The organism is Pseudarthrobacter sp. lyk4-40-TYG-27 (assembly GCF_030209295.1).
Lineage (GTDB): Bacteria > Actinomycetota > Actinomycetes > Actinomycetales > Micrococcaceae > Arthrobacter.
On the sequence record NZ_JARVSH010000004.1, the window covers coordinates 114,425 to 139,665 of the forward strand.

The 25,241-nt window shown below is 66.2% G+C and carries 26 protein-coding genes and 1 tRNA gene; 10 read left to right on the forward strand and 17 right to left on the reverse strand.

What is annotated here, in order from left to right:
* Window positions 1-33: 33 nt before the first annotated feature.
* From rplL to QRM96_RS08180, 9 genes are all read right to left on the reverse strand, one after another.
* Window positions 34-411, reverse strand: a complete 378-nt coding sequence (gene rplL, locus QRM96_RS08140; protein WP_018760467.1) for a 50S ribosomal protein L7/L12 — start codon at window positions 409-411, stop codon at window positions 34-36.
* Between the two features lie 78 nt (window positions 412-489).
* The gene (gene rplJ, locus QRM96_RS08145) at window positions 490-1,083 is read right to left on the reverse strand and encodes a 50S ribosomal protein L10 (protein WP_018760468.1); all 594 of its coding nucleotides are present in this window, start codon (window positions 1,081-1,083) and stop codon (window positions 490-492) included.
* A 296-nt stretch (window positions 1,084-1,379) separates the two neighbouring features.
* Window positions 1,380-2,498 carry a GNAT family N-acetyltransferase gene (locus QRM96_RS08150; protein ID WP_285319148.1) on the reverse strand — a complete coding sequence of 373 codons (1,119 nt, stop codon included), beginning with the start codon at window positions 2,496-2,498 and terminating at the stop codon, window positions 1,380-1,382.
* A gap of 7 nt (window positions 2,499-2,505) precedes the next feature.
* Entirely contained in the window at window positions 2,506-3,645 is a 1,140-nt protein-coding gene (locus QRM96_RS08155) for a GNAT family N-acetyltransferase (RefSeq protein ID WP_285319150.1), read from the reverse strand.
* 116 nt (window positions 3,646-3,761) lie between these two features.
* Window positions 3,762-4,469, reverse strand: coding sequence for a 50S ribosomal protein L1 (rplA, locus tag QRM96_RS08160; RefSeq protein WP_018760471.1), 708 nt, complete (start codon window positions 4,467-4,469; stop codon window positions 3,762-3,764).
* A gap of 179 nt (window positions 4,470-4,648) precedes the next feature.
* Entirely contained in the window at window positions 4,649-5,080 is a 432-nt protein-coding gene (rplK, locus tag QRM96_RS08165) for a 50S ribosomal protein L11 (protein WP_018760472.1), read from the reverse strand.
* A gap of 128 nt (window positions 5,081-5,208) precedes the next feature.
* Window positions 5,209-6,030, reverse strand: coding sequence for a transcription termination/antitermination protein NusG (gene nusG, locus QRM96_RS08170; RefSeq protein ID WP_285248630.1), 822 nt, complete (start codon window positions 6,028-6,030; stop codon window positions 5,209-5,211).
* A gap of 115 nt (window positions 6,031-6,145) precedes the next feature.
* On the reverse strand, window positions 6,146-6,430 hold the full coding sequence (gene secE, locus QRM96_RS08175; protein WP_018760474.1) for a preprotein translocase subunit SecE: 285 nt from the start codon (window positions 6,428-6,430) through the stop codon (window positions 6,146-6,148).
* A gap of 83 nt (window positions 6,431-6,513) precedes the next feature.
* Window positions 6,514-6,586 (reverse strand) — tRNA-Trp (locus tag QRM96_RS08180).
* Between the two features lie 277 nt (window positions 6,587-6,863).
* Here QRM96_RS08180 and QRM96_RS08185 point away from each other — a divergent pair.
* Entirely contained in the window at window positions 6,864-8,081 is a 1,218-nt protein-coding gene (locus QRM96_RS08185; RefSeq protein WP_285319152.1) for a pyridoxal phosphate-dependent aminotransferase, read from the forward strand.
* A gap of 135 nt (window positions 8,082-8,216) precedes the next feature.
* Here the strand turns inward: QRM96_RS08185 and QRM96_RS08190 are convergent, their stop codons facing one another.
* The gene (locus QRM96_RS08190) at window positions 8,217-8,906 is read right to left on the reverse strand and encodes a LuxR C-terminal-related transcriptional regulator (RefSeq protein WP_208294350.1); all 690 of its coding nucleotides are present in this window, start codon (window positions 8,904-8,906) and stop codon (window positions 8,217-8,219) included.
* Entirely contained in the window at window positions 8,903-10,237 is a 1,335-nt protein-coding gene (locus tag QRM96_RS08195; protein ID WP_018760477.1) for an ATP-binding protein, read from the reverse strand. The genes QRM96_RS08190 and QRM96_RS08195 overlap by 4 nt, the downstream gene beginning before the upstream one ends.
* A 125-nt stretch (window positions 10,238-10,362) precedes the next feature.
* Here QRM96_RS08195 and QRM96_RS08200 point away from each other — a divergent pair, with 125 nt between their 5' ends.
* The 5 genes from QRM96_RS08200 to QRM96_RS08220 all read left to right on the forward strand — a co-directional run bounded on the left by QRM96_RS08200 (window position 10,363) and on the right by QRM96_RS08220 (window position 14,406).
* Entirely contained in the window at window positions 10,363-11,901 is a 1,539-nt protein-coding gene (locus QRM96_RS08200; protein WP_109044350.1) for a PspC domain-containing protein, read from the forward strand.
* 1 nt (window position 11,902) lies between these two features.
* Window positions 11,903-12,157, forward strand: coding sequence for a hypothetical protein (locus QRM96_RS08205; RefSeq protein ID WP_018760479.1), 255 nt, complete (start codon window positions 11,903-11,905; stop codon window positions 12,155-12,157).
* Window positions 12,158-12,160: 3 nt separating this feature from the next.
* Window positions 12,161-12,424 (forward strand): PspC domain-containing protein, encoded by a 264-nt coding sequence (locus QRM96_RS08210; protein ID WP_018760480.1) that lies wholly within the window; start codon window positions 12,161-12,163, stop codon window positions 12,422-12,424.
* 212 nt (window positions 12,425-12,636) lie between these two features.
* Entirely contained in the window at window positions 12,637-13,662 is a 1,026-nt protein-coding gene (locus QRM96_RS08215) for an ATP-dependent 6-phosphofructokinase (RefSeq protein ID WP_018760481.1), read from the forward strand.
* Between the two features lie 27 nt (window positions 13,663-13,689).
* Entirely contained in the window at window positions 13,690-14,406 is a 717-nt protein-coding gene (locus QRM96_RS08220; RefSeq protein ID WP_133830332.1) for a GNAT family N-acetyltransferase, read from the forward strand.
* On the opposite strand, the gene QRM96_RS08225 is transcribed toward QRM96_RS08220, so the two are convergent.
* The 6 genes from QRM96_RS08225 to QRM96_RS08250 all read right to left on the reverse strand — a co-directional run bounded on the left by QRM96_RS08225 (window position 14,368) and on the right by QRM96_RS08250 (window position 19,804).
* Window positions 14,368-15,891, reverse strand: a complete 1,524-nt coding sequence (locus tag QRM96_RS08225) for a DHA2 family efflux MFS transporter permease subunit (protein WP_285319154.1) — start codon at window positions 15,889-15,891, stop codon at window positions 14,368-14,370. The two genes, QRM96_RS08220 and QRM96_RS08225, sit on opposite strands and share 39 nt — an antisense overlap.
* Before the next feature lie 53 nt (window positions 15,892-15,944).
* Window positions 15,945-16,364, reverse strand: coding sequence for an ankyrin repeat domain-containing protein (locus tag QRM96_RS08230; protein ID WP_285319156.1), 420 nt, complete (start codon window positions 16,362-16,364; stop codon window positions 15,945-15,947).
* A complete protein-coding gene (gene ygfZ, locus QRM96_RS08235; RefSeq protein ID WP_165837970.1) occupies window positions 16,364-17,446 on the reverse strand; it encodes a CAF17-like 4Fe-4S cluster assembly/insertion protein YgfZ in 1,083 nt (360 codons plus the stop codon). Before ygfZ ends, QRM96_RS08230 begins: the two co-directional genes overlap by 1 nt.
* 58 nt (window positions 17,447-17,504) lie before the next feature.
* Window positions 17,505-18,239: a flavodoxin family protein gene (locus QRM96_RS08240; RefSeq protein ID WP_109044346.1), complete on the reverse strand. Its 735-nt coding sequence runs from the start codon at window positions 18,237-18,239 to the stop codon at window positions 17,505-17,507.
* Between the two features lie 17 nt (window positions 18,240-18,256).
* Window positions 18,257-18,865 carry a nitrobindin family protein gene (locus QRM96_RS08245; RefSeq protein WP_018760487.1) on the reverse strand — a complete coding sequence of 203 codons (609 nt, stop codon included), beginning with the start codon at window positions 18,863-18,865 and terminating at the stop codon, window positions 18,257-18,259.
* Between the two features lie 171 nt (window positions 18,866-19,036).
* Window positions 19,037-19,804, reverse strand: a complete 768-nt coding sequence (locus QRM96_RS08250) for a hypothetical protein (RefSeq protein WP_018760489.1) — start codon at window positions 19,802-19,804, stop codon at window positions 19,037-19,039.
* 340 nt (window positions 19,805-20,144) lie between these two features.
* Here QRM96_RS08250 and QRM96_RS08255 point away from each other — a divergent pair, with 340 nt between their 5' ends.
* From QRM96_RS08255 to QRM96_RS08270, 4 genes are all read left to right on the forward strand, one after another.
* The gene (locus QRM96_RS08255) at window positions 20,145-20,843 is read left to right on the forward strand and encodes a winged helix-turn-helix transcriptional regulator (protein WP_018769102.1); all 699 of its coding nucleotides are present in this window, start codon (window positions 20,145-20,147) and stop codon (window positions 20,841-20,843) included.
* A 33-nt stretch (window positions 20,844-20,876) separates the two neighbouring features.
* Window positions 20,877-21,845 carry a mycothiol synthase gene (gene mshD / locus QRM96_RS08260; RefSeq protein WP_285319159.1) on the forward strand — a complete coding sequence of 323 codons (969 nt, stop codon included), beginning with the start codon at window positions 20,877-20,879 and terminating at the stop codon, window positions 21,843-21,845.
* A 132-nt stretch (window positions 21,846-21,977) separates the two neighbouring features.
* Window positions 21,978-24,227 (forward strand): RNA degradosome polyphosphate kinase, encoded by a 2,250-nt coding sequence (locus QRM96_RS08265; RefSeq protein WP_018760491.1) that lies wholly within the window; start codon window positions 21,978-21,980, stop codon window positions 24,225-24,227.
* Window positions 24,228-24,235: 8 nt separating this feature from the next.
* The gene (locus QRM96_RS08270; protein ID WP_285319162.1) at window positions 24,236-25,204 is read left to right on the forward strand and encodes an NUDIX hydrolase; all 969 of its coding nucleotides are present in this window, start codon (window positions 24,236-24,238) and stop codon (window positions 25,202-25,204) included.
* Window positions 25,205-25,241 lie beyond the last annotated feature (37 nt).

The following is a 25,241-nucleotide window of genomic DNA, read 5'->3' on the forward strand; positions in this document are numbered from 1 at the left end:
AGTGGGGCGGGGTTTCCCGAGGAAAAGGCGTTGTTACTTGAGGGTAACGGTGGCGCCTGCAGCCTCGAGCTGCTCCTTGGCCTTCTCGGCAGCTTCCTTGTTGGCGCCTTCGAGAACAGCCTTGGGGGCGCTGTCAACCAGGTCCTTGGCTTCCTTGAGGCCGAGGGAGGTGATGGCGCGAACTTCCTTGATGACGGCGATCTTCTTGTCACCGGCAGATTCGAGGATGACGTCGAAGTCGGTCTTCTCTTCAACCTCTTCAGCAGCTCCGCCACCGGCGGGGCCGGCAACTGCAACAGCAGCGGCGGTAACTTCGAAGGTCTCTTCGAAGAGCTTGACGAACTCGGAGAGCTCGATGATGGTCAGTTCCTTGAAAGCTTCAATGAGCTCTTCGTTGCTGAGCTTCGCCATGGTTGGCGTCCTTCCTGTTGTGGTGTCCGAGCGGCGCTGAGCCGGGCCTGACACCGGAGTCTGGTGGGGTAAAGAGAATTAGTTCTCTTCGGCAGCGGCAGCTTCGGCGGGTGCCTCGGCTACTGCTTCAGCTGAAGAGTCAGCAGATTCTTCAGCGGCAGGCGCTTCGGCAGCTGCCGGTGCACCGTTCTCTTCTTCAAGCTTGAGGCGCAGTGCGTCGATGATGCGTGCAGCTGCGGCGGCGGGTGCCTTGAGGACGCCCGCAACCTTGGCGAGCTGCAGCTCACGGGACTCGAGGGCAGCCAGGGCTGCAACCTCGGTGGCGTCCAATGCCTTGCCCTCGAAGTAACCGGTCTTGATGACCAGCTGCTTGTTGGCCTTGGCAAAATCCGTCAGGCTCTTGGCAGCGGCAACTGCGTCACCCTTGATGAACGCGATTGCAGTGGGGCCGGCAAGCTGGCCGTCGAATGCTTCGACGCCGGCTTCCTTGGCTGCAATGGCGGTCAGGGTGTTCTTGACGACCGCGAACTTGGTGTCCTGGCCGAGAGAAACACGCAGCTGCTTGAGCTGTGCAACGGTGAGCCCGCGGTATTCGGTCAGGACAGCGGCGTTCGATTCCTTGAAATCGTTAGTGATCTCAGCTACTGCTGAAACCTTGGTAGGCGTTGCCATAACCCTCCTTCCGGGGATAGTGCCGGTATTCGACGGTCCCCGCTCAAGAGAGCTAAAACTAAAAACGCCCCGCGCAGATGCACGGGGCTTGGCTCAACACGGCTGAGCCGTGGAGCTTTGCTTCGTTCACCTGCGCCGGCCGCCCTGCGTTGAGGGTCCTTCGTCCGGAAACCTACTGTGGCCTCCGGCACACAACTGCAGAGTTGAGCAATGAACAGGAGAGTGGATTTCCAACAACCGACGGTCTTTGGTACTGCCAGCTTACGTGAGGGAGCACCGGTCCGCCAAATCGGGCGTCAGCTGGTGCTGGTCCGCATGGTGGGAAGTTCTTTTTGCCAGATACCCGTCACCCCTGCCGTCTGGAACCCAAGCTGCTTGTTGACCGTAAGCAGGTACCGGTTCTCGGGGGCATTCCAGGTGTAGATGATGCGGGCATCCGGGAACTGCTCGCTGAGCCGCTCCATGTTGGCCACTTTGATCAGCAGGCCCAGCTTGTTGCCGCGGTGCTCCTGCAGGACCAAGGTATCGTCCTGGAAAACGACGTCGGCGCGGTGGGCCAGCACGGTGATGGTGGTCAGTCCCACCAGCGATCCCGTGGCGATGTGCTCGACGGCGGTGACCACCGTCCGCCTTCCCTGCGCGATGGCGACGTCTTCGGCCTCACGCAGGATCCCGCCGTCGAACACCATGTCCTGCTCAACCGGCACGTCCAGGGAGGGGTCGACGTCGGCACCCGCCTGGTTCTCCAAGACCGCCACGGCCTCCAGCCACTGGTCCGGGCAGCGGTCCGTCCAATGGTGCAGCCGGTACCGGCCGCCATTGGCTTCCTCGGCCTCAGCCTGGAGGTCGGCCACCAGCTTCGTGTCGAGGGGAAGCAGGCAGGAACTGAACTGCTCAATGTGCTGGAGTGTGTACCCGGTCCGCTGCGCGAACTCCACCTCCCGGCTTTCCAAGGGAACGAACCCCTGGCCGGTGCCCGGGACCAACTGGGCCTGACCAAATTCGTGGAGTGATGCGCCGGGGTGGTTGGTGTCCACCAGGATCATGGTGCGTCCCTCGCCGCGAGCCAGCTGTTCGGCCGCCTCAAGCAGGCGCCGGCCCACGCCCTGGCGCTGGAACTCGGGCAGGATGTCCAGGGTGAGTTCGGCAAGGTCCAGGTGGTCCGTCAGCGGCAGCGCGATGTCCACAGTGCCCACGATGTCTCCGTCCACCTTGGCGACGAGGATCAGCTGCCGCTCATAGGGATCAGCGAACTCGAGCAGTTTTTCCAGCGGACCGTAGGCGAGATCGTCACTCCCCCAGGTCTGCATCCGCACCTTGCGCCCCACCTCGACGGCGGCCAGGAAGTCGGCTGCGTCCGGGGTGTCCAGGGAATCCGGAATCCACAGCTGTTCGATCTTTACGTCTATCGCCATTCGGGCATCATCCCAGCCGTTTCTGCCACTCACCTTCATAGCCGGCAGGCTTGAATCCAAGTGCGGTATTAATCGCCAGCATATGCTGGTTTTCGCTGGCATTCCATGTCAGGACCGAGCGCGCCGGAAGCCACTTTTCCTGCGCGCGGCGGAGGTTGGCCACCTTGACCAGCATGCCCAGCCGATGCCCGCGATGCTCTGCCGACACCAAGGTGTCTTGCTGGATCAGCGACTCCGGCACCTCGGGGCGCCAGGTGAGGACCGTGTACGCCACCAGCTCGCCAGTGGGCCGGTGCACGGCGGCCGCCACGGAAGACTGGACGCCACTGCGGACAAGGGCCGATTCGTCCCCCCGGACCCGGGCCGCATCCCAGTCCTCGCGTTCCCAGTCCATGCCCGCGGTAGGCGCATCCGTGCTCATCCGCTCCTTGAGCCGGGCAAAGGCGGCAACAAGCTCTTCCGGGCAACGATCATCCCAGGCCGTCAGCGTGTAGCACTCTGCACGCGCGATCCCTTCCGCTTCGAGCCGGGCCAGCCGGTCACCAGCCACGGGCAGGGCCAGCCGGCTGGAGCGTTCCACCTGTTCCAGCTGGTAGCCGGAGGACAGGGCAAAAGCGCTAGCGGGGTGGTCCAGTGGCAAGTGCCCGGCCCCGGACTTCGCGGCCAGCCTGCCGGCGCCATGTCCCGAAGCGTCCAGGGGTATTTCATGGAAGCCGCCAAGGGATGACCGACCCCGGGAGTGGGCCACGGCCTCGACATGGCCCAGCAGCGCACGCCCGATCCCCTGGCGGCGCCAGCGGGGAACCACCAGGACCTCAATGCCCGCCGTGGCCGTGTTGTCCCGCAGCGGGAAGGTGACCGAGCACAGGCCCACCGGTTCGCTGCCGATCCGGGCCAGGAAGAGCTGCCGTTCTTCATAGGGGTTGCCACGCCAGTACTCAAGCGCCTCCTTGTCGGTCAGGCAGCGCTCCAGGCTTCCCCACACAGCCATGTCCTCCGCTGCCCGCATGGACTGGCACTCCCGGAAGTCCACCAACGTACCGGAGGGACCTTGGCCGCTTCCGGCGGCAGGGATCGCGACGGCGGCAACCACCAGTACGTCACGTGCCTGCAGAGGCGGGACGCCAGCGGGGTCCGGATTATCCATGCAGCCAGCTTAGGCAAATACGCCGGACAACAAAGGAGCCCGCCCCGGCGCATGGCGCGTCGGGGCGGGCTCCTGATGCTCCGGGCTCAGCCCGGGGCAGGAACTTTCATCAAGGACTAGGCCTCGGTGAGCACCTTGGTGACGTTGGGGTCGACAGAGATGCCGGGACCGAACGTGGTGGCAACGGTGGCCTTCTGGATGTAGCGGCCCTTGGCAGCGGACGGCTTCAGGCGAAGGACCTCTTCCAGGGCTGCTGCGTAGTTCTCGGCCAGCTTGATGGCGTCGAACGACACCTTGCCGATGATGAAGTGCAGGTTGGAGTGCTTGTCGACGCGGAAGTCGATCTTTCCACCCTTGATGTCGTTGACGGCCTTGGTGACATCGGGGGTCACGGTGCCCGTCTTCGGGTTCGGCATCAGGTTACGCGGACCAAGGACCTTACCGAGGCGGCCAACCTTGCCCATGAGGTCAGGGGTGGCAACGGCTGCGTCGAAGTCGGTCCAGCCGGCGGCGATCTTTTCGATCAGGTCGTCGGAACCAACGAAGTCGGCGCCGGCTGCGATTGCTGCCTCAGCCTTGTCGCCCGTGGCGAAGACCAGGACGCGGGCGGTCTTACCGGTGCCGTGGGGCAGGTTGACCGTACCGCGGACCATCTGGTCAGCCTTGCGGGGGTCAACGCCCAGGCGGAAAGCCACCTCGACGGTTGCGTCGAACTTGGACGGGTTGGTGTCCTTGGCCAGCGTTACTGCCTCGAACGGTGCGTAGTGCTTCTCCGCGTCGATCTTGGCGGCTGCTGCCTCATATGCTTTGCTGCGCTTTGCCATGCTGCTTATTTCTCCTTGTGCAGTTGTGGTCTGCGGACCGCGCTGGGCCCTGCCACAGTCGGTGATCCGGTTCGTTATCCGGCCCGGATGACCGACATTTCAATGTGTTTGGTGCCGGTGTCCCGGCGGTGCCGCCCGTCGTCGTCAATTACCTTGACGCTGGACAGCGGGAAGGGTGGTTAGCCCTCGACGGTGATACCCATGGAGCGGGCGGTGCCGGCGATGATCTTGGCTGCGCCTTCGAGGCTGGTGGCGTTGAGGTCTTCCATCTTGGTGGAGGCGATCTCGTTGACCTGGGCCTGGGTCAGCTTGGCAACCTTGACGGTGTGCGGGGTGGATGAACCCTTGGCAACGCCTGCAGCCTTCTTGATGAGCTCTGCAGCCGGCGGGGTCTTGGTGATGAACGTGAAGGAACGGTCCTCGTAGACCGTGATTTCCACGGGGATGACGTTTCCGCGCTGGGCTTCCGTCGCAGCGTTGTACGCCTTGCAGAATTCCATGATGTTGACACCGTGCTGGCCAAGCGCGGGACCGATCGGCGGGGCCGGGTTGGCGGCACCTGCCTGGATCTGCAGCTTGATGAGGCCGGTGACCTTCTTCTTGGGAGCCAATGTAGGGTCCTTCTCTCAATAACGTCCTGGGGCACAGGAGCGTGCCTCAGGTTTGTGGCCGCCATGGCAAGGCGGCCGGCCGTTCCGGCGCCGCTAAGCGGGCGGTGCCGGAACGAATTCTCGGTTGGTCAGATCTTGGTGACCTGGTTGAACGCCAGGGTGACGGGCGTTTCGCGCTCGAAGATGGAGACCAGCACCACGAGGGTCTGGGACTCGGGCTTGATCTCGGAGATCGTGGCGGGAAGGGTCTCGAACGGGCCTTCCTTGACGATGACGGACTCGCCGACCTCGAAGTCGACGGCCACGGGAGCCTGGTTCTGCTTGTTGACCGGCTTGCCCTTCTCGGCCTGCTCTTCCTCGAAGACCGGGGCGAGCATGGAGAAGACCTCGTCCAGGCGCAGCGGAACCGGGTTGTGGGCGTTGCCCACGAAGCCGGTCACGCCGGGGGTGTGGCGGACGGCGCCCCAGGAGGCGTCGGTCAGGTCCATGCGGACCAGGACGTAGCCGGGGATGCGGACGCGGTTGATCACCTTGCGCTGGGCGTTCTTGATCTCCACGACTTCTTCCATGGGCACCTGGATTTCGAAGATGTAATCTTCCATGTCCAGGGTCTGGATGCGGGTTTCAAGGTTGGCCTTCACGCGGTTCTCGTAACCTGCGTAGGAGTGGATGACGTACCAGTCACCCTCCTGGCGGCGCAGTTTGGCCTTGAACTCCTCGGCGGGATCAGCGGCTGCGGCGGCCGCTGCGGCGGCGAGGGCGTCGGCGGACTCGTCGTCGCCGTCTTCCGTGGCGTCGGCTTCTTCACCGGCGGCACCGTCAGCATCGGAGCCGGCGTCGTCGGATTCGGGCGCGAAGGACTCAACCTCGGACTCTTCACCGGCTTCTGCCGCGACGTCCTGGGACTCTTCCAGCCCAGACTCGGTTACCTCGAGCTCCTGCTCAGACACTTGGTCTCCTGCTTCCTCATTGCCTAACATGCCTATTTAAATGGCTCAATTCCGCACACCGGCGCTTCCCTTCCGGTTTCCCGGACGAAACACGCGGCCTGCGGACCATCCAGCCTTAGCTGTCCGTCGAGCCGGTACCGCCGAAGATCCAGCTGACAGCGGTTCCGAAACCAATGTCCAGCAGGCTGACGATGACCATCATGATGGCCACGAACACCAGCACCACGAGCGTGTAGTTGATCAGTTCCTTGCGGGTGGGGGCCACAACCTTCTTGAGTTCGCCAATGATCTGGCGGACAAAGAGAGCAATGCGGGCGAAGAAGCTTGCCTTGGCTTCCTTCTTAGCTGGGCGGCCCTTGGAGCTGCTGGCAGCTGTTTCGGTCACCTGGTCCTCGCTCATCTTTGCAATGGTGGATTACCCGGCCCTGATCAGAACCATGGTTGCTGCGCCTGCCCCGGGCTTTCGCCCGGAGACAGCTTGCGCAGGGCAGACAGGACTCGAACCTGCAACCTGCGGTTTTGGAGACCGCTGCGCTACCAATTGCGCCACTACCCTATGGAGTGAATGCCACTCTTTGACGACCCAGGCACCAGTTTGAACTGGGGCGCACGCCATCATCCGTGTTTCAACACCGGTGAACCAGTCTACGCAAGAAGTCCGCGTAGGTAAAACCGGCCCGACCCGGCCCATCCGCCGGCCGGTCCGACTTGTGCAGCAGTCAGCAGTCACAAAACCAAACCGGCTCCCCGGAGGGTCCGCTGAACAGCTTAGAGTAGAACTCGTCGAAACCCACATTCCAGCCTTCCGGCTGCAAGCGAAGAACGGACCTGCCATGTCTGCCGCCCGCGTTTCCAAGCGCATATCCGCAATTGCCGAATCCGCAACCCTTGCCGTTGATGCCAAGGCGAAGGCGCTCAAGGCAGCAGGCCGTCCGGTTATTGGCTTCGGCGCGGGCGAACCCGACTTCCCCACCCCGGACTACATTGTCCAGGCCGCCATCGAAGCAGCCGGCCAGCCCAAGTACCACCGCTATTCCCCTGCGGGCGGCTTGCCGGAGCTGAAGAAGGCCATTGCCGAAAAGACCCTCCGGGACTCGGGCTATACCGTTGACCCCTCGCAGGTGCTGGTCACCAACGGCGGCAAGCAGGCTGTGTACAACACGTTCGCCACCTTGGTGGATCCGGGCGACGAAGTGATCGTGCCCACCCCGTTTTGGACCACCTACCCCGAGGCGATCCGCCTGGCCGGCGGCGTGCCCGTGGAAGTTTTCGCCGGCCCCGAGCAGGACTACCTGGTAACCGTGGAGCAGTTGGAAGCGGCTGTCACGGACAAGACGAAGATCCTCTTGTTCGTCTCGCCGTCGAACCCCACCGGCGCTGTCTACTCGCCGGAGCAGGTGGCTGAGATCGGCAAGTGGGCCGCAGCAAAGGGCCTCTGGGTTGTCACGGACGAGATCTACGAGCACCTCACCTACGACGGCGTCCCCTTCACCTCCATCGCCACTGCAGCCCCCGAACTTGGCGACAAGGTGGTCATCCTCAACGGCGTCGCCAAGACGTACGCGATGACCGGCTGGCGCGTGGGCTGGATGATCGGCCCCGCCGACGTCATCAAGGCCGCCACCAACCTGCAGTCGCACGCCACGTCCAACGTCTCCAACATCATGCAGATTGCGGCCCTCGCCGCCGTGTCCGGTCCGCTGACCGCGGTCGATGAGATGAAGGTGGCCTTCGACCGCCGCCGCAAGGCCATCGTCGCCGGCCTGAACGCCATTGACGGCGTGGAATGCCCGACGCCGAAGGGCGCCTTCTACGTCTACGCGGACGTCCGGGGGCTGCTGGGCAAGGAATTCCCCACCGCGTCAGGCACCGCCACGCCTCAGACGTCTGCCGAGCTGGCCGCCCTGATCCTGGATGAGGTAGAGGTGGCTGTGGTCCCCGGCGAGGCGTTCGGCCCGTCCGGATTCGTGCGCCTCTCCTACGCACTGGGCGATGACGACCTCGCCACCGGCGTCCAGCGCCTGCAGGACTTCCTGGGCAAGGCCCAGTAGACGCCCGCTCGCTTCCGGCCGGTTAAACAACGACCCCCGCTCACTTTCCTTGAGGAAGTGAGCGGGCGTCGTTGTTTAAGGCGTCAAAGGTGAGCGGGCGTCGGTGATTAAGGCGTCAAAGGTGAGCTGGCGTTGTTAGAGGAGGCGGCGCTCGGCGGCCCACTTGGTCAGCTCATGCCGGCTGGAAAGCTGCAGCTTCCGGAGCACCGCGGACACATGCGTTTCCACCGTCTTGATGCTGATGAAGAGTTCCTTGGCCACTTCCTTGTAGCTGTAGCCCCGGGCGATGAGCCGCATGACCTCCAGTTCGCGTGCCGAGAGCTTGTCCAGCTCGTCGTCGGCAATGTCCGCGGGAGCGGTTCCGAATGCGTCCAGGACGAACCCGGCCAGGCGCGGAGAGAACACGGCGTCGCCGCCGGCCACCCGGAACACGGCATCAGTGATCTCGGCGCCGGAAATTGTCTTGGTGACATAGCCCCTGGCCCCGGCGCGGATCACCGCCACCACGTCCTCCGCTGCGTCGGAAACGCTCAGGGCCAGGAAGCGGGTGGCGGAGAGGAGGGGTGCGGAGCCGGCGATGACTTCCCGGCCGCCGCCCCCCAGCCCACCGGGCAGGTGCACGTCCAAGAGGACGACGTCGGGCCGCTGCTCGGCGATCACGGCGATGGCCTGTTCCACGGTGGCGGCTTCCCCCACCACGTGGATGCTGGCGTCGAGGTCGGCCTTCAACCCGGAGCGGAAGATCGCGTGATCGTCCACGATCACCACCCGCACGGATTTGGCCGGCCGGGCGGCTGCGCCCCCTGTTCCCTGGATGGTGCTCATGGTTTCCCTTCCGCGTTCTCCGCTGCCGGCAGCCTCAGCCGAACCTCGGTGCCGTCATCCGTACTGAGGATGGCAGCCGAGCCGCCATGCCTTTTCATTCTGCCGATGATCGATTCCCGGACGCCAAGCCTGTCCGAGGGAACGTTCCCCAGCTCAAAACCGGGGCCCCTGTCCTTGATGAAGATCTCGGCTTGCCCGTCCGAAGCCTCAAGATAAACGGACACCGTTCCGCCGCCGTGCCGGGAGGCATTGAGCATCGCCTCACGGCTGGCCTGGACCAAGGCTTCGTGAGCCTCCGTCATGGCGGCGTCACCCACCGTGACCACCTCCACTGCGTTGCCGAGCAGGTCCTCCACCTCGGCGGCTGCGGCCTTGATCCGGTCCGACAATTGGCCGCTTTCCCGTCCGTGGTCCTGAAAGAGCCAGCCACGCAACTCACGCTCCTGCGCGCGGGCCAGGCGGACGACGTCGTGCTCGTTGCCCGCCCGCCGCTGGATCAAGGCGAGCGTCTGCAGCACTGAGTCGTGCAGGTGGGCCGCGATCTCCGCGCGTTCCGTTTCCCGGATGCGGCCCGCACGCTCGGCTTCGAGGTCCCGCCAGAATTTCAAGGCCCACGGCAGCAGGACCAGCACCACGCCGCCCAGGACCGCCACGGAAGCCAGCAGCGCAAGCCACGTCTGTTCCCAGGAACCCGAGCCGGACACCATCACCAGGACACCGGCAACCACCAGCGCCAGCCCCGCTGCGAGCCGGCCCCAGCCGCCGGCCTGGTCCGCCTTGGTCTTGTCCACCAGTCCCGCCCGGCGGGTCTCGTCCAGTTGCATCCAGGCGATCGAGGCGCCACCCAGGACAGCGGCGGCGGGGATGAGGGTGCCCAGGGACACATCAACACCCAGCAACTGGGCGATCATGATCCCGGCGACCAGCAGGAGCCCGCAGCCGAGCAGGATCTCCTTGCCGTAACGCATGCCCCGCACCCGGAACCAGGGAGCGCCGGGGGTTGCGCCCGTGCCGGCCGGGCCGGAGCCCGCGGCACCCGTGGGACTTCCGTCGTCGTCCGTTGTTGCGGCGGCGGGCCGGCTCACCGCCGGGGCAATGGGCGACGCCGGGCGGCGGGTATTGCGCCGGGCAGCCTCATCCGCGGTGGGAACCATGATCCAGAGCCACGCGTAAAACACCAGGCCGGCCCCGCCTGCGAAGGACGCGAGGACCATGCCCCAGCGGACGGTCTTCACGGGCCACCCGAGGTGCAGGGCCAGGCCGGAGCACACGCCGGCGATGACCCGGTCACTGCTCCGGGCCAGGGGCGGCCGCGCGGGGAGGGTTGTCATGGATCAATCCAAGCATGGATCAGGGTAGCCCGGACCGGGTTGTGCGCTTTCCCGGGGGTGGCTCAGGGACCGTTCAGGGTTTCCCCCAGTAGAGCGGCGACGGGCTTGGACGGGAGGATCGAAGTATGAACTCGCAGACCCCTTCCCCCGACGACGAACACCCAACCGGGCCGTTGCCCGGCTCCGGCAACCAGCGGCCCACCGAGCCGCTGCCGGCCTCCGACGCGATTCCTCCGGGCCCGGCGTCGGGCCCCGCCCAGGGCGGCCCCGGCGGTTCGCAGGATGGCCCCACCGCTCCCCCAGCTTCCGACCCGGCACAGGGCTATGCCTTCCACGCCGGCCCCACCCCGCCAGCAGCCTCAAGCGACTTCTTCGGCTGGATCCGCAGCCAGGGCATCTCCCGGGGCAGCGACCGCTGGATCGGCGGCGTCTGCAGCGGCATAGCCCACCGGCTCGGCGTGGACCCCATCATCATCCGCGGCGCCCTTATAGTCCTGACCCTCCTGGCAGGCATCGGCGTACTGCTCTACGGCCTGGCCTGGGCCTTCCTCCCGGAACCGGACGGCCGGATCCACGTCCAGGAAGCCGGCGCGGGCCGCTGGTCCAGTGGCATGACGGGCGCACTGATCGCCACCGTCCTCGGATTCACCGGCCTGGGCGGAGGGTTCTGGGGGTGGAGCCACAACGGCTTGAGCGGCCTCCTCTGGACCGTGTTCTGGGTGGCCGGCGCGATCTTCCTGATCTACCACCTCTCCCAGCGCAACAAAGCACGTCCCACCATGGCGGGCCATGCTCCGGCGGCTCCGGGTGCGCCATACACGGCGGGACGGCCAGGTTCCGAACACACGTCGTCCTTCTCCGCGGCCACCACGTCCGGCCCCGCCCAGGCGTTCCCTCCAGCGCCCGCCTATGGCGGCGGCACCGCCGGCGGGCCCGCAGGGAATGGCCCGGGAGCATTCGGAGGGACCGGCGGCCCGGGCGGTTCCGGCGGGGACGGATACCCGGCGCCGTGGGTTCCGCCGCGGCCGCCCAAGCCCCGGCCGGCCGGCCCGGGTGCCCCCGCCGTCGCCATCGCCACCGGCTCTGCCCTGCTGGTGGGCGGAGGCCTCAAGGCACTGGACGCCGGGCATGTCATCGACCTTGGCGGCTCCGGCAACGCGATTGTCTGGGCCAGCGCCGCGGCAGTCCTTGGCCTGGGCATCCTCGTGGCGGGACTGCGCGGCCGGACCTCGGGGATCCTGAGCCTGTTCGCCGTGATCGCCCTGGTTACCGGCGGCGTCTACAACGTGGCGAACGACGGCAGGATGCGTTTCCAGCAGGTGGACTGGAACCCCGCCAGCATCGAGGAGGCGCGCGGCGGCATCGACATCACCGCCGGACGGGGAACCGTGAACCTCACGGACCTGTCCCCCTTAGCCCCCCTGACCTCCGACGTCGTGGTTCCGCTCGATATCACGGCCAGCAACGTCACCGTGGTGATCCCGCAGAACGTGCCCGTGGATATCAAGGCGGACATGACCATGGGCAACCTGAACGAGGCCACAGGCCAGCGCGGCGGGACCACCACCCGCGAGAGCAGCTACAACGCGGACAAACCCGGCAACCACCTGGTGGTGCGGATCGATGGCACCTTCAGCAACGTCACAATCCAGGAAGGCAACTGACATGGACAGCAACATTCCGACGACGGCGGGCCACGAGCCTGCCGATGCGGCGCCGGCCAGGGTGGGAACCGTGGTGTGGGGCCTGATCGTCCTGGCTTTGGCCGCGCTGATCATCGTGGCGCAACTGGGCATCGTCACCCTCAACGGGACCTACGTCCTGATCGGCCTCATGATCGGCGCCGGAGTGGCCCTGGTGGCCGGCGGCCTGCTCTCTGCCCGCAAACGTGACAACGACCCACTGAAAAGGAAGTCTTGAACCATGGATAAGTTCTTCAGCATTGTCAGGGGCCTTGGCCTGAAGCGCGGCCCGCAGCGCTGGCTCGGCGGGGTGCTGGGCGGCATCGCGGCCAAGCTGAACGTGGACGTGGCCTACGTGCGCATCGCGTTCCTGCTGTTCTGCCTCCTCCCGGGACCCGCCGTCGTCTTCTACCTGCTGGCCTGGGTGGTGCTTCCGGACCAGCGCGACGAGATCCCGCTGCAAACCTTCCTGGAGCGCCGCTCGACCAACGGCCCACGGATGTAGCTACGGAAGGTGCCTCCCCCACTGGGGGACCAGGCCCCCGCCCTCGTGAACGGATCACGGATGCGGGGGCTTTTTCCTGCCCGCGGCCACCCGCCGGGAAAGCGCACCGCATGTAACCGGTTTGTGTCGTACCCCACACACCCCACTACACTTCTAGGTGAGCTCAGCGTGGCGCTCTGCCTGTAAACCTTCTCCCAGGATTTGAGCTGAACATGAAAATTGGAATCCTTACCAGTGGTGGCGACTGCCCCGGCTTGAACGCCGTGATCCGCGGCGCCGTGCTGAAGGGCATCGCCATCCACGGCCACGAATTCGTCGGATTCCTCGATGGCTGGCGCGGCGTGGTGGAGGGCGACATCATCGACATCCCCCGCACCATGGTCCGCGGCATCGCGAAACAGGGTGGCACCATCCTGGGCACCTCCCGCACCAACCCGTTCGAAAACGGCGGCGGCCCCGAGGCCATCAAGGCCCACATGGACCGGCTGGGCATCGACGCCATCATCGCGATCGGCGGTGAGGGAACGCTCGCCGCCGCCAAGCGCCTGACCGACGCCGGGCTGAAGATTGTCGGTGTCCCCAAGACCGTGGACAACGACCTCGACGCCACCGACTACACCTTCGGCTTCGATACCGCCGTCCAGATCGCCACCGAAGCGATTGACCGGCTCCGCACCACCGGCGAGTCCCACCACCGCTGCATGATCGCCGAAGTCATGGGCCGGCACGTGGGCTGGATCGCCCTGCACGCCGGCATGGCCGCGGGTGCGCACGCCATCCTCATCCCGGAGCAGAAAGTCAGCATCGAGCAGATCACCGAGTGGGTCAATGAAGCCCACGCCCGCGGCCGCGCGCCGCTGGTGGTGGTGGCTGAGGGCTTTGTCCCGGAGCACATGGAGAGCCCGCACTCCGAGCGCGGCCTGGACACGTTCGGCCGGCCCCGGCTGGGCGGCATCGCCGACCAGCTCGCGCCCGAGCTGGAGGCCCGGACCGGCATCGAAACCCGGGCAACCATCCTGGGCCACATCCAGCGCGGCGGCGTACCGTCCGCCTTCGACCGCGTCCTGGCCACCCGGCTGGGCATGGCCGCCATCGATTCCGTGGTGGAGGGGTACTGGGGCACCATGGTGGCGCTGAAGGGAACCGATATCCACCACGTCGCGTTCCAGGAAGCCCTCGGCCAGTTGAAGACCGTTCCGCAGAACCGGTACGACGAAGCGGCTGTCCTGTTCGGATAAGCCGCAAGGCCCCCCTAGGCTGGGACCATGACACTCGACCCCGGCTCTGCTGCCATCATCCAGTTGGCGTGGGCACGCCGGCTGGGCCTTGACGACGACGCGTTCGGGACCGGACTCGCCTCGGCCGAACGGATTGTGCGGGCCGACGAGTCAGTCCGGACCGTTGAGTTCGTGCGGCTTTTCGGAAGTTCGGTGCTGGTGGGGCCGCAGAGCGTGATCGACGCCGCCGCCGGCATCCCGGATGAGGAAATGGCCCAGCACGTGACCCTCCTGACCCTAACCAGGGACCGAGGCGGTCACGGCCTCGGTGCCGCGGCACTGTTCTTCGCGGACGACCTGCCCCTGCAGCAGCCCTCCGACGAGCTCACCGTGTCCCACGGCAACCCCGAGGCCATCGAGTTGGAGGGCCGCTGCCCGCCCGATGACGTCAACGAAGTTGGCCTCTCCGAGCTGGAAAACCGGTACACGATCGTCCACGAGCAGGATGGCCGGCGCGTGCCCTTGGCCTGCGGGGCCTACGGCGAGTGGGAAGGCCTGCTGGCGAACATGGGGGTCTTGGTCGACCCGGAGTGGCGCCGGCGCGGCCTTGGTTCCCTGGCGGGCTCCATCGCGGCCCACGAAGCACTCGCAGCGGGACTGACGCTGCAGTGGCGCGCGGACGTCAGCAACACGGGCTGCCTGGCGTTGGCCCGGAAGCTTGGCCTCTCAGCCGGCGGAATCCAGACCAGCGTCCACCTTCGCTGACGGCTGGCCTTGGGCCGGCGCTCCCCAACCCTGGACGGGCTGCGGCTTTGCGAAGAACAACGCTACGGCTGCCCCCACCAGGATCACCCCGGCGGGAAGCAGGATGGACTGGCCCATCGCCGTCGAAAATCCGCCGTGCAGGAATTCGGGCAGCGAGCCGCCCATCGCCAAGCCTTCGCCGGCGGATCCGCCGGGGCCTCCCGCAGGCAGTTCGGCCTCGAGCCGCGACTGGATGAGCACCGCGATGGCGGCACTGCCCAGGACTGCGCCGATCTGGCGGGTGGTGTTGTAAACGCCCGAACCCGCCCCGGCCTGCCGTGGCGGCAGGTTCCTGGTGGCCGTAGTGCTCAACGGAGCCCAGATGCCTGCGTTGGCGAAGCCCAGGACAGCGCTGGGCAGCAGGAACATCAGGATGGGTGTGTCCGGTTGCATCAGGGCTGAGTTCCAGAGCAGCGCCACAGCCATCAGCACGAGCCCGGTGGCGGTGATGTATTTGGGGTTGACGCGGTCCACCAGCTTGCCCACGACGGGCGCGAGTCCGCCGGATATCAGGGCCATGGGCACCATCATCAGGGCGGACTGGGTGGGAGTCAGGCCCCGGACCAGCTGGTAGTAGAAGATCAGCGGCAGGCTGAAGGCGGTCACGGTGAAGCCCACCGTGGTGATCCCGATGTTGGCGAGCGAAAAATTCCGGTCCTTGAACAGCGCCAAGGGAAGCAGCGGTTCACCCTTGTTGAAGCGCTGCCACGCCACGAAGGCCGCCAGCACCACGATGCCGGCGATGATCAGGCCCCATACGCTGATGGGTCCGGTGATGGTGCCCCAGTTGTAGGTCTCGCCTTCCTGGATGCCAAAAACCAGCAGGAACAGGCCGACGGCGCTGAGCAGGACCCCGGGGATATCGAACTTGTGCGGGTGCGTGCTCAGTGCCGGCACGTTGCGCCACGCCAGGATGAACCCGACCAAGCCAACCGGGACGTTGATGAAGAAGATCCATTCCCAGCCGAGCCCGTCCACCAGGACGCCGCCGAGGATGGGCCCGACGAGGGTCGCCATACCGGCGGTTGCGCCCCAGACTGCCATCGCGGAGCCGCGGCGGTCCGGCGGGAAGATCCGGGTGATGACAGCCATGGTCTGGGGAGTCATCATGGCGGCGCCGAGGCCTTGGAGCACGCGGGCCGCGATCAGGACCCGGACGTCGCCGGACAGGCCGCACCACAGCGAGGCCAGCGTAAAGACCACCAGGCCGGAGAGGTACAGCTTCTTGGGCCCGAACCTGTCGCCGAGGCGGCCGGTGATGAGCAGCGGGACAGCGTAGGCCAGCAGGTAGGCGCTGGTCACCCAGATGACCGAGTTGATGTCCGCGTCCAGGCCTTCCATGATCCGGGGGTTGGCCACGGACACGATGGTGGTGTCGATCAGGATCATGAAGAACCCGATCACCAGGGACCACAGGGCCGGCCAGGGCTTCGCTACGTTTTCCACTCGATCATCCTTTGAAATTTTGGTGTTGGTGCCGGGCGGACCCGGCGAAAGCGCTAGCCCAGCAGATCCAGGATCTCTGCGCGGGCGAACATTTGGGCAGCGGCCCGTGCCGACGGCGCTCCGGCATCCGGATCGGCTCCGGCGTCGAGCAGGACACGGGCCACGTCCGGGTAGCCCTTGAAGGCTGCCCCGGCAAGCGGGGTCTGGCCACGGTCGTTGGCAGTGTTGGCGTCGGCGCCGTGCTTAAGGAGCAACTCCACCGTATCGACGTGGCCGTGGTACGCGGCCAGCATCAGCAGGGAGTCTCCTGTGGCGTTGGTCATGGTTGCCGGCGCCCCGGCTTCAAGGTAGGCGCCAAGCAGGGCGTCGTTGCCGTCGCGGGCCGCCTGGAACAGCGAGTGCGCCAGCGCCACCGCGGCATCATTGTCCTCCGTGGCCTCCGGCGCAATACCCGGTGCGGTGTGGTCTGTCATCAGCGGGGCCCTCTCAGGAATCCGGTCTGCCGCCCAACAACCTGGCCGGCGTCCGGGGCGACAATGAGCTCCTGGACGGCCGGATACGGTTCATCGCCGTCCAGGACCGTCAGTATTTCATCCGGCGCCACGGAACGCTTTATGACCGCCAGCGCCACGGGACCCATCTCGTGGTGTTGCGCAACGGAGGTCACCGTGCCCACTTTTCGTTCCCCTGCCATGACCGGGCTGCCGGCCGCGGGCAGTGTGTGCTGCGAACCGTCCAACTGCAGGAACACCAGCCGCCGCGGCGGGTGGCCAAGGTTGTGCACGCGGGCGACGGTTTCCTGTCCCTTGTAGCAGCCCTTGGCCAAGTGCACCGCGGTGCGCAGGAGGTCGAGTTCGTGCGGGATGGTCTTGTCATCGGTTTCTGCGCCGATCCTGGGCCGCCAGGCAGCGACGCGGAGGGCTTCGGCCGCGAGCACTCCGGCCAGCGGGCGGCCGGAGACGGCGGCCTCGAGTTCCTCGGCGGGGATGAGGTATTCGAACCAGGGACGTTCAAGGCCCGGGTGGTTTTCCTCGGACACAGTGGCGTACGAGTACCCGCCCGCCGAGACATGCGGCCAGGGATCCTGCCAGGCAAGGCGTCCGGCCCATTCGGGAACCGCCGTGGTGCTGCCCACCACGGCCCAATCGGCGGAGACGTCGGCGATCTCCACCCGCAGCATGAACTTCATCCGGTTCAAGTACTCGGCCAGCGGTGCAGCCTCGGCGGCCTCCACGATCAGCCAGGTGGTCCCGCCGTCGTCAACAACCCTGGCATCAAAGTCGATGCGCCCCTGGACGCTGAGCAGCAACAGTTCGCTGGACTCACCCGGCGCCAGCGCTGCCACCTGCTGGGACGAGAGGGTGTTGAGCCAGCTCAACCGGTCCGGTCCGGTGACGGTGACCACACCGCGGTGTGACAGGTCGACGACGGCGGTTCCGGCAGCGAGTGCGCGCTGCTCGCGCAACGGCTCGCCGTAGTGGGCGGCGACACCGGCGTCGGGCCCGGCGGCCTCAACGGCGCCGGGACGCGACAACAAAGGGCTGGGCGTACTCATATTGGCGGCAACGTCCTTTAGCAGCGGGGTATTCCGGGTTGTGCAGGTTCAGCCAACGCTAGCGGTATTCCGGGTTCTCAAAATCGAACCGCGTACCGGCCTCCCATTCACCGGGCAGGTTGCCGTAGGCCGGGTAGCCTCCGGCATCCTTGAGGATCCTGGCCAGGTGCAGGAGGTTCCAGGTCATGAACGTCGTGTTCCGGTTGGTGAAGTCTGTCTCCGGGCCGCCGGAGCCCTCGTCCAGGTAGCTGGGGCCGGGCCCTACCGGCCCGATCCACCCGGCGTCGGCCTGCGGCGGGATGCTGAAGCCGATGTGTTGGAGGCTGTAGAGGACGTTCATGGCGCAGTGCTTGATGCCGTCCTCGTTTCCGGTGATGAGGCAGCCGCCGACCTTCGGGTAGAACGCCCACTGGCCCTGGCTGTTGAGCTGGCCGGAGTGGGCGTAGAGGCGCTCGATCAGCTTCTTGGTCTGGGACGAGTTGTCGCCCAGCCAGATGGGGCCGGCCACCACCACGATGTCCGCTTCCTGGACGGCGGGGTAAATCTCCGGCCATTCATCGGTGGCCCAGCCGTGCTCGGTCATGTCCGGGTAGACGCCCGTGGCGATGTCGTGATCGACAGTGCGGATGAGCCTGGTGCTGACGCCCTGCTTCTCCATGATCCGGCGGCTGATGGTAATCAGCCCTTCGGTGTTGGAGGTCTGGGGTGACTTCTTCAGGGTGCCGTTGAAGAAGACGGCCTTGAGGTCGCTGTAGCTGGTGGGCTTGCCTGCGTGTTCCGTTCCGTCTTCCATGGCGGGGCCTTTCCGGGTCAGGACACTCTTTTCAGGAATGCAGAGGCGTGGGCCTCCAGCCCTTTTCCGGCCTCTCCACCCGTTGCCACGTCCCACCGCCACAAAAGGTTCCCGTCCACCAGGCCGAAGATCCGGGTGGCGGCACTGTAGTCCTTGGAATGGCTGCCGCGCATCACCATGTCGGTGGTCAGCTGGATCTGCGGTCCCTTGATCTGGCCGTAGTACAGCTCCGTGATGCCGCCAGGGTGGGCGATGGATACGGAGATGTCGAAGCCGCCGTCCTTGTTGCGCAGCGCCTCCACCTCGTCGGCGCTTTTCAACACCGGAACGATGTCTGCCGGCACCAGCCCCGGGCCGCCGTCGGCGTCCAGCTGTTTGCGCTCCAGCGCCCAGAAGCCGGTCTCGACGGTGAGCGGCCGCAGCCGCGTGCCGTCGTCGTCGGTCAACCAGCTTTCGGCGCGGTACTGGAGGTACGGCAGCCCGTTGTGGGTGAAGGACACGTGCTGCAGGAAATGCTCGGAATCCTCGTCACCGCTGCCCAGCCGGCCGCGTCCTTCCCACTCACCTATGAGCCAGGATAGGGGGACGAGTTCGGGAGTCAGGTCTGTGGGAATCTCAATGGGCACTGTCTATTACCTCGAGATACGGCGGTGGGAAAGGATGTGGCTACTTCTGGCCTTTGAAGAGGCGGTAGACCACGAAACCGGCAAACCAGGCCATGGAAACGCTCGCGATACCGAGCAGGACGAGGAAGAAGATTTCAAATGCAAGTACGGACATGGTGCAATCCTAACCCGTTAGTAGATGAGTAGTTTGTCGATGAAGTACGCCAGGGATCCTACGGCTGAGACCGGGGCCAGGCCCATGCTCAAGGCTGCCGGCATATTCAACGGTGCGCCGCGCAGTGTCGCGAGCCTGCGGAAGCTGGCCAGGACCGCACCGACGATGACGCCGAAGACGGCCGCGGGCAGGACAGCAATGTCCGACAGGACCAGGCCGGCGAGCGGACCGGCCAGGCCGGCCAGCACAACGCCCAGGGGCGCGACGATGCTGTCCGGCCATTGGATGAGTCCGGCAAGGAGCGCTACGGCGGCGCTGATCGCGGCCACCAGGAGCATTTCGCGGACGCCGTTGAACCGGGCGCCGGCTATCCAGCCGGCGCCGAGGCAGGACAGGAGGACACCGACACAGCACCCGAGGGTGGATTCCAGCCGTTGCGCCTGGCCGGTGCCGCGGATGAGCTGCACCACGAAGACGGCCATCATGCCCAGGGCGACGAAGGCGGGCGTCCAGTCGAGGTAGCCGGGGGGCGGGGCCACGGAGGCGCAGACCGCGGCGGCGGCTCCCGGCAGGGCGATCACGGCGGCCAGGGTCTTCTTCGCCGGAATGCGGAGGAAGTGCGGCCACCCGATGCCCACGGCTGCGGCGATCAGGATGCCGACGGCGGCCAGGGCTTCCGGGGAGGAATAGACGCCGGCGATGATGGCAATGAGCCCGGCGATCCCGACGACCCCGATGGTCCAGGAGCCAAGTGACCGCACAGGTGACTGCAGTTCCGCCGTCATCCGGGGCCCGGCCTGTGCTTTGTCGGTGCACTCACTGCGCTGATTTCCCATCCTGGCGTCGGCTGGAAGGCTGGTCCGCCCCCTCGTGGCAGGGCTGGTCCGCCCTGCTCCAATCCTGCCCTATATGAACCGCTTATGTCGCAAAACGTACCTGTCCAGGGCCCCAATCTGTGGCTTGGAAGGGGGTGCCGGGTATACTCAAGGTTCAGCTACGCTCCCTGCTGAGGTGGCTGGCCGGCGGCGCGCTGACGGTCCACAAACCTCCCGCAGGAAGCCCGTACCGGCCGGTGAGAATCCGGTTCAGTCGCCCAAAGATGCGCGGACGGCCCTTGGAGGAACAATGTCGCACATCCTGTTACTGACGAACAGCACCGGTTCTTCGGTGGACATCCTGCCTGCCCTTGAGCTGCTGAACCACCGGGTCCATATCCTGCCCGCGGAACCCACTGCCCTGCTGGAGACTGACCCGTGCGACATCGTCCTGCTGGATGCGCGCAAAGACCTCGTGGGTGCCCGTTCCCTCACCCAGCTGCTGAAGGCCACCGGACTGAGCGCCCCCCTTGTCCTGATCCTCACCGAGGGCGGCATGGCGGCGGTTTCCTCGGCGTGGGCCGTTGACGACATCGTCCTCGATTCTGCCGGACCCGCCGAGGTGGAAGCCCGCATCCGGCTGTCCGTGGCGCGGGCCGTCCCGGAACAGGAGGACGCGCCCAGCGAGATCCGGGCCGCCGGTGTGATCATCGACGAAGCAAGCTACACGGCACGCGTCAACGGCGCACCCTTGAACCTGACCTTCAAGGAGTTCGAGCTCCTGAAGTACCTCGCGCAGCACCCCGGCCGCGTCTTCACCCGCCAGCAGCTGCTCACGGAAGTCTGGGGCTACGACTACTACGGCGGCACCCGCACCGTCGATGTCCACGTCCGCCGGCTTCGCGCCAAGCTTGGCGCGGACCACGAGAACCTGATCAGCACGGTCAGGAACGTGGGCTACCGCCTCACCCTGGTCAGGCAGCAGGAAGACGAACTTACCGAAGCCTGAGCCCTGCACGCCTTCGCCGTATAGCCTTGGCTCATGACTCCAGCGCATCCGCAGAAGTGGCCCGTCCATGTTGTCCGGGGCGGCGTTGACCAGCAGCTCCTGAAAGACTGCCGCGACCTCCTTGCGGCGGCCGAGGAATCGGACGGCAATCCCTCGATCTCCGAACAGACCCTGGTGACCATGCGCGCCGGCGACTCGCCGGAACACACCCTGCTGACGCTGGCCCTGTACGCGCCGGACGAGGACTCCGACCCCGCCACCGGCCAGGACCTGGCCGGGTTCGCCGTGGTGGTGGACGAGCCGGACGGCAACGGTGTCCTGGAGATCGCCGTGCACCCCTCCTACCGCAACCAGGGCGTGGCGGACCGGCTGGTGGGCGCGCTCAAGGAGGTGCGGGGCTTCGACGGGCTGAAAGCCTGGTCCCATGGAAACCATGAAGCAGCCGCGGACCTCGCGGCCCGGTACGGCTACGCGCCGGTGCGCGAATTGTGGAAGATGCGGATGACGACGGCCGGCGCCGAGCTGCCCGACGCCGGCCTGCCGGACGGTGTGGCCATCCGCGCCTTCGTGCCCGGCAAGGATGAGGAGGCCTGGCTGGCAGCGAACCGGGCGGCGTTCGCACACCACCCCGAGCAAGGAAACCTGACCCGCGCGGACCTGGACGCCCGGATGGATGAGGACTGGTTCGATCCGGCCGGGTTCTTCCTGGCCGAGGACCGTGAAGGGCGTTTGCTCGGCTACCACTGGACCAAGGTCCACCCGCGTCACGGAGAGCATCCGGCCATCGGTGAGGTGTACGTGGTTGGTGTTGCGCCGGAGGCGCAGGGCCTGGGCCTGGGCAAGGCCCTGACGATCGCCGGCATCAAGCACCTGCGCGACTCCGGCCTCAGCGGGGTCATGCTGTACGTGGATGCGGACAATACTGCGGCAGTTGCCCTGTACCGGCGGCTGGGGTTCACCCGGTGGGACATGGACGTCATGTACGGCCCGGCTGCAGGCTAGGTTACGGGCCCCGGAACAAAGCCCGGCGGTGCGTTAAACAGGGCCGTGGGGCCGGTGAATGCTTGTAAGGTTGGAATGGAGCCGCGCGGGGCGGAAGCGCCGGCACCACAGCGCCAGCCATAAGGAGAAGCCATGAACCCGGAACCCTCCGGAACAGCCACGTCCCAGGATGTTGCGTTGCCTGCCCGGGCGCGCTTCGGCTCCTCCGAGGTCCCTGCGGCACGGGCCACCCAGGACCGCATCGACATCCCGGAGTTCGCGCCCAACCTGCAGCCTGAGGGCGACATCCGGCCGGACCGATTCCTGGACCGCGAACTGAGCTGGCTCGCATTCAATTCCAGGGTGCTGGAGCTGGCCGAAGACCCCACCCTTCACCTCCTTGAACGCGTCAGCTTCCTGTCCATCTTCGCCTCCAACCTGGACGAATTTTTCATGGTCCGCGTGGCCGGCCTCAAGCGGCGCATCGCCACCGGCCTCGCCGTTCCGTCGCCCGCCGGACTCAGCCCGGTGGAGGTGCTGGAGCGGATCAGCGACGAAGCCCACCGGCTGCAGGAGCGGCACGCCCAGGTTTTCGCCGACCAGATCCGCCCGGCACTGGCGTACGAGCACATCCACGTCATGCAGTGGGGCGAGCTGGACGACGCCGCCCAGCAGCAACTCAGCGTGATGTTTGCCGAGAAGGTCTTCCCCATCCTCACGCCGCTGGCTGTGGACCCGGCGCACCCGTTCCCGTACATCTCCGGGCTGTCACTGAACCTTGCCGTCGTGGTCCGGAACCCGGTCAGCGACAAGGAGCTCTTCGCCCGCGTCAAAGTGCCTGACCAGCTTCCCCGCCTGATTTCCATCGACGGTCCGCGGGCCGGTGCGGTTCCCGGGCGGGTGGCACGGTTCATCGCCCTCGAGGAAGTCATTGCCGTCCACCTGGACAAGCTGTTCCCCGGCATGGAAGTGCTGGAGCACCACACCTTCCGCGTTACCCGCAACGAGGACGTGGAGGTGGAGGAGGACGACGCCGAGAACCTCCTGCAGGCGCTGGAGAAGGAACTGCTGCGCCGCCGCTTCGGCCCTCCGGTGCGGCTTGAGGTGACCACGGACATCAACCCGAACATCCGTGCACTCCTGATCCGCGAACTTGGGGTGGAGGAATCCGAGGTTTATTCCGTCCCCGCGCCGCTGGACATGCGTGGCCTGTCCGTCATTGCCGGAATCGACCGCGCCGACCTGCACTACCCCAAGCACATGCCGCACACGTCGCGGTACCTGAACGAGTCCGAAACCTCCAAGGCCGCCAACGTCTTTGCTGCCATGCGGCGCCGGGACATCCTGCTGCACCACCCGTACGATTCCTTCTCTACCTCGGTGCAGGCGTTCCTGGAGCAGGCGGCGTCGGATCCAAAGGTCCAGGCGATCAAGCAGACCCTTTACCGCACGTCCGGGGACTCCCCCATTGTTGATGCCCTGATCGACGCCGCGGAGGCAGGCAAGCAGGTCCTGGCGCTGGTGGAAATCAAGGCACGCTTCGATGAGCAGGCCAACATTTCCTGGGCCCGGAAGCTGGAGCAGGCAGGTGTCCATGTGGTGTACGGCATCGTCGGCCTGAAGACGCACTGCAAGCTTTCGCTGGTGGTGCGCCAGGAGGTTGACGGGCTGCGCCGCTACTGCCACATCGGTACCGGAAACTACCACCCCCGGACCGCCCGGTACTACGAGGACCTGGGCCTCCTGACCGCGAACGACCAGGTGGGCGAGGACCTTTCCAAGCTGTTCAACCAGCTCTCCGGCTACGCCCCCAAGTCCACCTTCAAGCGTCTGCTCGTGGCGCCCCGGTCCGTCCGCTCGGGACTCATAGACCGGATCGAGACGGAGATCCGCAATGCGCGGGCGGGCGTTCCCGGCCTGGTGCAGATCAAGGTGAACTCGATGGTGGACGAGGCCATCATCGATTCGCTGTACCGTGCTTCGCAGGCCGGCGTAAAAGTGGACGTCATCGTCCGCGGCATCTGCTCGCTGCGCCCGGGCGTCCCGGGCCTGAGCGAGAACATCACCGTGCGCTCCATCCTGGGCAGGTTCCTTGAGCACTCGCGGGTCTTCGCCTTTGCCAATGGCGGCGACCCCGTGGTGTACATCGGTTCGGCGGACATGATGCACCGGAACCTGGACCGCCGGGTGGAGGCACTGGTCCAGTTGAGCAGTGCGGACGACATCACCTATGTCCTTGACCTCCTGCAGCGCTACATGGACCCGGAAACGTCCAGCTGGCACTTGGACAACGAGGGCCGCTGGACCCGGCACCACCTTTCCGACGACGGCAAGCCGCTTGAGGATGTCCAGTCCTGGTTGCTGGCGTCCCGGCCGCGGCAGCGCAGCCTGAGCCGGCGCTAGGCAGCGCATTGTCGAGCGATGCACTCGTAGCCGACCAGACTGACCACCCGGGGGAACCCGTAGCCGTGACGGCTGCGGGTGCCATCCCGTGGCGGGTCAACAAAGACCGGCTGGAAGTCCTGTTGATCCACCGGCCGCGCTATGACGACTGGTCATGGCCCAAGGGAAAGATCGACGACGGCGAGACGGTCCCGGAATGCGCTGTCCGGGAGGTGCGCGAGGAGATCGGCCTCGACGCGCCGCTGGGAATTCCCTTGCCGCCCATCCACTACCACGTCGCCTCCGGCCTCAAGAAGGTCCACTACTGGGCGGTCAAGGTCAACGGAAATGGGCTAGTTCCGGACGGCAAGGAGGTGGACAGCGTGATGTGGTGCGGCCCCGACAAGGCAGCCCGCCTGCTGTCCAACCCGTCCGACGTCGTCCCTTTGGAGTACCTGCGGGACGCGCATGGCCGCGGCAGCCTGGACACGTGGCCCCTGGTGGTACTCCGCCATGCCAAGGCCAAACCCCGTTCGTCCTGGAGCAAGGCCGAGGGCGAGCGGCCGCTGGCTGCCACCGGGACCCGGCAGGCGCAGGCCGTGGGCAGGCTCCTGCAGGCATGGAAGCCGATGCGGGTGGTCACCAGCCCGTGGCTGCGCTGCGTTGCCACCGTTGCTCCGTACGCACGGGCCACCGGGGCGAAGGTGAAGCTCGCCGAAGGCCTCACCGAGCACAGGCACCAGCGGAGCCCGCGCAAAACGGCGGCCGTCATCGAATCGCTCTTCGACAAGCAGCGGCCGGTGGTTGCCTGCACCCACCGGCCGGCCCTGCCGACAGTCCTCAAGCAGCTTGGCGGCCACATGCCTTCGCACCTGGCGAAATTGCTGCCCGCGGACGAGCCCTTCCTCTCCCCCGGCGAGCTGGTGGTGTGCCATGTAACCCATGGCGGGAAGAAGCGGATCGTGGCTGTGGAACAGTTCAAGCCGTTCGACGATTAACCGGGCACCGGCTTGACCGAGGGCTCCAGTCCGTCTT